This is a genomic window from Pseudomonas sp. NPDC089554, assembly GCF_050280645.1.
GTDB lineage: Bacteria > Pseudomonadota > Gammaproteobacteria > Pseudomonadales > Pseudomonadaceae > Aquipseudomonas.
This window is the reverse complement of record NZ_JBNNVR010000154.1, coordinates 1-5,644: the sequence shown is the minus strand read 5'-3', so window position 1 is coordinate 5,644 and position 5,644 is coordinate 1. Positions and strand designations below refer to the sequence as shown.

Sequence of the window (5,644 nt, the reverse complement as noted above, 5' to 3'; positions counted from 1 at the left end):
GGAGCCGCGAGCTGAAACTGCCGATTCGCGAACTCAAGCGCGAGATCGCCGAGTTGATCACACTCAAGCCCGGCGCCAGGTCTTCCAGGTCGGCGGTCGGCACTTTTTCCACCAGGTTCTCGGGCGCCCCGAAGCTGCGGGCGATGGCGCGCACCTGGTTCTTCACCAGGCCGCTCAGCGGCGCCAGGTCGCAAGCGCCATCACCGAATTTGGTGAAGAAGCCCATCACGGCTTCGGCTGCGTGGTCGGTGCCGATTACCAGGCCCGCACGGGCGCCGGCGATGGTGTACTGGGCCACCATGCGCATGCGCGCCTTGGTGTTGCCGACGACGAAATCCACCAGGGTCGGCGAGCCGCCCTTCAGCTCTTCGACTTCCGCAGCCAAGGCCTTCACCGCCGGGGCGATGTCGACGGTATGCACTTCGTCGGCCTTGATCACTTGCAGGCAGGCCTGGGCATCGTGCTCGTCGTGTTGCACCTGGTAGGGCAGGCGCACCGCGATGAAGGTGTAGGCCTTGTCGCCCGTCTCGGCGCGCAGTTCGTTGATTGCGCGCTGGGCGAGCAGGGCGGCGGTCATTGAGTCGACCCCTCCGCTGATGCCCAGTACCAGCGTCTTTAGCCGGGCGTTGGCCAGGCAATCCTTGATGAAGGCCACACGCCGGGCGACTTCTGCCTCGAGCGCTGCGGCGTCGGCGAACGGCGGCTGCACTTGCAGTGCTTGCGCGATCTCTCGCTGGACGGCTTGCATGGGTTACTCCTTGTTAGGCACTTTGAATACGTGGCGCAGGTAGGTGACGAAGTTTTCGTCGCGGCACTGGGTCTTGGCAGCTTCGTCGGAAATCTTCGCCACCGGCGAGCCGTTGCAGTCGGTCATTTTAAGCACGATGCTCATCGGCGCCACCCCGGGTATGTCGCACGTGAGGTTGGTGCCGATGCCGAAGCTGACATTGATGCGCCCGCGCAGGGCACGGAAGATCTCCAGCGCGCGGGTCAGGTTCAGGCCGTCGGAAAACACCAGGGTCTTGGTCATCGGGTCGATCCCCAACTGGCGGTAATGGGCGATGGCCTTTTCCGCCCAGGCCACCGGTTCGCCCGAGTCGTGGCGCAGGCCATCGAAAAGCTTGGCGAAGTACAGGTCGAAATCGCCGAGGAAGGCATCCATGGTGATGCAATCGGTCAGGGCGATGCCGAGCAGCCCGCGGTACTCGCGGACCCAGCAGTCCAGGGCGGCGATCTGGCTGTCGATCAGTCGCGGCCCGAGCTGCTGGTGGGCCATGATCCATTCATGGGCCATGGTGCCCAGGGGCTTGATATCCAGTTTCCATGCCAGGTCGACGTTGCTGGTGCCAACGAAACGTGCCGGGAAGTCGTCGCGCATCACCCGCACCACTTCTTCCTGCACCCGGCTGGAGAAGCGTCGGCGGGTGCCGAAGTCGGCGACCTGCAAGTGTTCCAGCTCATCATTGGTGGCGTGTGCACGCAGCCAGTCGAACTTGCGGTACAGCTGGTCGCGGGCCTCGACTAGGCGCATGTGCGGGTGCAGGTGGCGGTTGCGCACCTCGCTGATGATCGCAAGCAAAGGCACCTCGAACAGGATCACGTGCAGCCACGGGCCGCGCAGGCGCAGGAACAGTTGGTCGTGCTCGATTCCCAGGTGCACGTAGCGCAGGTTGAAGCGGAACAGGCGCAGGAAGCGCAGGAAGTCCGGCTTGAGAAAGCTGATGCGCTCGAGAAAGGCCAGCTGGCCGTCATCCAGCGTGAGTTCGCTGAGGCCTTCGAGTTGGCGGCGTATCTCGCCCAGGTAAGGGCGCAGGTCTTCGCCATTGCGGCAGCGGAATTCCCACTCCACGTCGGCATCGGGGTAGTTGTGCAACACCCCCTGCATCATCGTCAGCTTGTAGAAATCGGTATCGAGCAGGTTGTGCACGATGCGCTCGGCGAATGCGCTCTCGCTCATTCAGGGGCTCCTGGTCGGCGCGGGAATAAACGCCATTGTGCCAGTGTTTCATTTGAGGATGAGGCATTTGTGGCCTAGCCGATGGCCCTATCGCGGGGCATGTCGGAATAGCTATGAAAGGGCCATCACCCACACACTACCGTTTCTTCCTACAGCGACTAGCCTTTTTTCGGTGCGCGTCTGTAGCAGTTTCGCACTGAGGATGTGCACTTCGGTGACGTCAGCCGGTTACAGGTTGGTTGCACGTTGACGTATACGGGGGTTGCAATGATGGCGCGAGAGGGTTGCTCCTCGGTTGTTGATGCGGTGGCGCTTGCCGTGTGGCAGACGGTTGCACGCTCAATAAAGAAACGTCCTTCGCGCCCTCGCTGCGGCTCAACAGCGTGTGTTTTCGTGATCGATAAAACCGATGGCACGGCCCTTGCTCTGAGCACAGGGCAGAAGTTGTAGTGCCAACCAAAAAAAACTCTTAGGAGCACCACCACATGTCGCAGACGTTTTACAAGAAAGGTTTCCTGGCTCTGGCCGTTGCCACGGCACTGGGTGTTTCTTCGTATGTGCAAGCCGACGTCAAGATCGGTGTCGCGGGCCCCATGACGGGCGCCAACGCAGCGTTTGGCGAGCAATACATGAAAGGTGCCCAGGCGGCGGCGGACAAGATCAACGCCGCAGGCGGCGTCAATGGCGAGAAGATCATCCTGGTGGCGGGCGATGACGCCTGCGAGCCGAAGCAGGCCGTGGCCGTGGCCAACCGCCTGGTCGACCAGGACAAAGTGATTGGCGTGGTAGGGCATTTCTGCTCCTCCAACACCATCCCTGCTTCCGAGGTGTACGACGAAGCCGGCGTGATCGCCATCACCCCAGGCTCCACCAACCCACAGGTGACCGAGCGCGGCCTGTCCGGCATGTTCCGCATGTGCGGCCGTGACGACCAGCAAGGCATCGTCGCCGGCGACTACATCGTCGACGTGCTCAAGGGCAAGAAAGTGGTCGTGCTGCACGACAAGGACACCTACGGCCAAGGCCTGGCCGACGCCACCAAGGCCCAGCTGGAGAAGCGCGGCGTGAAGCCTGTGCTGTACGAAGGCCTGACCCGTGGCGAGAAAGACTTCAGCGCCGTGGTCACCAAGATCCGCGCCGCCGGTGCCGATGTCGTCTACTTCGGCGGCCTGCACCCGGAAGCCGGCCCGCTGGTTCGTCAGCTGCGCGAGCAGGGCCTGAAGGACGTGGCGTTCATGTCCGACGACGGCATCGTTACCGACGAGCTGGTCACCACCGCCGGTGGCGCCCAGTACACCAATGGCGTGTACATGACCTTCGGCGCCGACCCACGCCTGCTGCCAGACAGCAAGGAAGTGGTCGAGGAGTTCCGCAAAGGCGGCACCGAGCCTGAAGGCTACACCCTGTACGCCTACGCCTCGGTCCAGGCCCTGGCTGCCGCGTTCAACGGCGCCAAGTCGAACAAGGGCGAAGACGCCTCCAAGTGGCTCAAGGCCAACCCGGTCAAGACCGTCATGGGCGAGAAGAAGTGGGACAGCAAGGGTGACCTGACCGTCTCCGACTACGTGGTCTACCAGTGGGATGCCAACGGCAAGTACCACCAGCTCGACAAACAAAAATAACAATGGCTGACGGCCCGGCGTGCAAAGCGCCGGGCCATTGCCTTGCGGTATCTGTACTTTATCCGTAGATCTGCACAGCCCAGCCCGGCGAGAGGTGTTGCACCGGCCCTCGCTGTGCTCGGCGCTCGTGCAATCTCAACAGGTGAGATTGCGTTATGGATGGTATTTTCCTGCAGCAACTGATCAATGGGCTGACCCTCGGGTCTGTCTATGGTCTGATCGCCATCGGCTACACAATGGTCTATGGCATCATCGGCATGATCAACTTCGCGCACGGCGAGGTGTACATGATTTCCGCGTACCTCGCGGCGATCAGCCTGGCATTGCTGGCCTACTTCGGCATCGAATCGTTCCCCCTGCTGATGCTCGGCACGCTGTTGTTCACCATTGTCGTCACGGGCGTCTATGGCTTCACCATCGAACGCATCGCCTACAAGCCCCTGCGTAACTCCACCCGCCTGGCACCGCTGATCAGTGCCATCGGTATCTCGCTGATCCTGCAGAACTATGCGCAAATCAGCCAGGGCGCTCGCCAGCAAGGCGTGCCCACCCTGCTCGAAGGCGCCTGGCGCCTGGAGGTCGGCACCGGCTTCGTGCAGCTGACCTACACCAAGATCTTCATCCTGGTCGCTGCCTTCGTTGGCATGGGCCTGCTGACCTACGTCATCAAGTACACCAAGCTCGGCCGCATGTGCCGTGCAACCCAGCAAGACCGCAAGATGGCCTCGATCCTGGGGATCAACACCGACCGGGTGATCTCCTACGTGTTCGTCATCGGCGCAGTGATGGCCGCCCTGGCGGGCGTGCTGATCACCATGAACTACGGCACTTTCGACTTCTATGCAGGCTTCATCATCGGCATCAAGGCGTTCACCGCCGCGGTGCTCGGCGGTATCGGCTCGCTGCCTGGCGCGATGCTCGGCGGGATCATCCTGGGGATTTCCGAGTCGCTGTTCGCCGGCCTGATCAACTCCGACTACAAGGATGTGTTCAGCTTCTCGCTGCTGGTGTTGATCCTTATCTTCCGTCCGCAAGGCCTGTTGGGCCGTCCGCTCGTGGCTAAGGTGTGAACATGTCTGCTGCCAATTCTGCCTCTGTATCCCAAACCAAGGGTTTCGATATCAAGCGCAGCTTGATCGAAACCGTTGTCGCCGGCTTGCTGGCGCTTATCGTCTTCGGCCCGATCGTGGGCGTTGTGCTCGACGGCTACAGCTTCAATGCCGAGCCTTCGCGTGTGGCCTGGCTGGTCGGCGGGGTGATGGCCGGGCGCTTCCTGCTCAGCCTGTATCTGCAAACCGCTGGCGGGCAGCGCTTGCTGCACAGCTTCGACAGCGGTGGCTCGGGTGTGCACGTCAACGCCCCGGACTACAAGTCGCGCCTGCGCTACATCATTCCGGCGCTGGTGGTCATCGCCATCGTCTTCCCGATCTTCGCCAACAAGTACCTGCTGACTGTGGTCATCCTCGGGCTGATCTACGTGCTGCTGGGCCTGGGCCTGAACATCGTGGTGGGTCTGGCCGGCCTGCTAGACCTGGGCTACGTGGCGTTCTACGCCATCGGCGCCTATGGCCTGGCATTGGGCTACCAGTACCTGGGCCTGGGCTTCTGGACCGTGCTGCCGCTGGCGGCCATCGCCGCAGCGCTGGCGGGGTGCATATTGGGCTTCCCGGTGTTGCGAATGCACGGTGACTACCTGGCCATCGTGACCCTGGGCTTCGGTGAAATCATTCGCCTGGTGCTGAACAACTGGCTGTCGTTCACCGGCGGCCCGAATGGCATGCCGGCGCCGTCGCCGACCTTCTTCGGGCTGGAGTTCGGTCGTCGGGCGAAGGATGGCGGGGTACCGATCCATGAGTTCTTCGGCTTCGAATACAACGCCAACCTGAAATTCATCTTCATCTACGCCGTGCTGTTCCTGGTCGTGCTGGCCGTGCTCTACATCAAGCACCGCCTGACCCGCATGCCGGTCGGCCAGGCCGCTGCCGATGCTGCCGAAGATATTGCCTTCCACATGCCGGGCGTTGGGCAGCATGGCCGCCACGCTGTTACGCAGCGCAGGGATGCC

The 5,644-nt window shown here is 62.2% G+C and carries 4 protein-coding genes and 2 pseudogenes; 3 read left to right on the top strand and 3 right to left on the bottom strand.

Features of this window, described 5'->3' with window-relative positions; all coding sequences use genetic code 11:
* Both nadE and pncB read right to left on the bottom strand, forming a co-directional pair.
* The coding region (nadE, locus tag ACQKPE_RS25640) for an ammonia-dependent NAD(+) synthetase (RefSeq protein ID WP_427669483.1) at window positions 1–748 on the bottom strand (748 nt) is incomplete at its 3' end.
* A 3-nt stretch (window positions 749–751) separates the two neighbouring features.
* Window positions 752–1,957: a nicotinate phosphoribosyltransferase gene (gene pncB, locus ACQKPE_RS25635; protein ID WP_427669481.1), complete on the bottom strand. Its 1,206-nt coding sequence runs from the start codon at window positions 1,955–1,957 to the stop codon at window positions 752–754.
* A 485-nt stretch (window positions 1,958–2,442) separates the two neighbouring features.
* Between pncB and ACQKPE_RS25630 the strand changes: the two genes are divergently transcribed.
* The 3 genes and pseudogenes from ACQKPE_RS25630 to ACQKPE_RS25620 form a co-directional block, all read left to right on the top strand.
* Window positions 2,443–3,579, top strand: coding sequence for a branched-chain amino acid ABC transporter substrate-binding protein (locus tag ACQKPE_RS25630; protein ID WP_427669480.1), 1,137 nt, complete (start codon window positions 2,443–2,445; stop codon window positions 3,577–3,579).
* A gap of 155 nt (window positions 3,580–3,734) precedes the next feature.
* On the top strand, window positions 3,735–4,649 hold the full coding sequence (locus ACQKPE_RS25625; RefSeq protein ID WP_427669478.1) for an ABC transporter permease subunit: 915 nt from the start codon (window positions 3,735–3,737) through the stop codon (window positions 4,647–4,649).
* A gap of 2 nt (window positions 4,650–4,651) precedes the next feature.
* A pseudogene (locus tag ACQKPE_RS25620) lies at window positions 4,652–5,578 on the top strand (ABC transporter permease subunit); the annotation flags it as partial.
* On the opposite strand, the pseudogene ACQKPE_RS25615 reads toward ACQKPE_RS25620, so the two are convergent.
* Window positions 5,549–5,644: pseudogene (locus ACQKPE_RS25615) on the bottom strand (hypothetical protein); the annotation flags it as partial. The pseudogenes ACQKPE_RS25620 and ACQKPE_RS25615 overlap by 30 nt on opposite strands.